The sequence below is a fragment of the Pseudomonas sp. KB_15 genome, from assembly GCF_052114525.1.
Lineage (GTDB): Bacteria > Pseudomonadota > Gammaproteobacteria > Pseudomonadales > Pseudomonadaceae > Aquipseudomonas.
This window is the reverse complement of the sequence record NZ_JBFREX010000285.1, coordinates 1-404: the sequence shown is the minus strand read 5'-3', so window position 1 is coordinate 404 and position 404 is coordinate 1. Positions and strand designations below refer to the sequence as shown.

Below are 404 nucleotides of genomic sequence, written 5' to 3'. Positions count from 1 at the left end.
GCCCATGCCGTGCTCGAGCACGCACGCCACCTGGATCTGGTGCATCGCGTAGACCATGCCGGTGGCGGCACAGGCGCCGCCCAGCACGCGGCAGATGGCGGCCACGGTATCGAGCGTGGCGCCGGCGCCGCCGAGGTGCGTCGGGATCATCGCGCCGAGCAGGCCGTGCTCGCGCAGCGTGACGAAGGCTTCATCCGGGAAGCGCGCGTCGCGGTCCACCGCATCGGCATGCGTGGCGGCGACGGCGGCGGCAGCCTGGGCGGCGGCGATCAGGGCGGCGGGGTCCGCCGGTGCGGGATGCGGCGACGCCTGGTCCACCGCGGCGAGAACGGGGTTCATCACGCAGCCTCCTGCAGTTGCGAGGCCGCCGCCGCGAGCGAGTTCACGCTCTTGAAGAGCTGGCG

At 74.0% G+C, this 404-nt stretch carries 1 protein-coding gene; it reads right to left on the bottom strand.

Annotation, left to right across the window (positions count from 1 at the left end; all coding sequences use genetic code 11):
- A partial coding sequence (locus tag AB4Z35_RS30910) for an acyl-CoA dehydrogenase family protein (RefSeq protein WP_442101288.1) occupies positions 1-339 on the bottom strand: 339 nt, incomplete at its 3' end.
- Between the last annotated feature and the right edge of the window lie 65 nt (positions 340-404).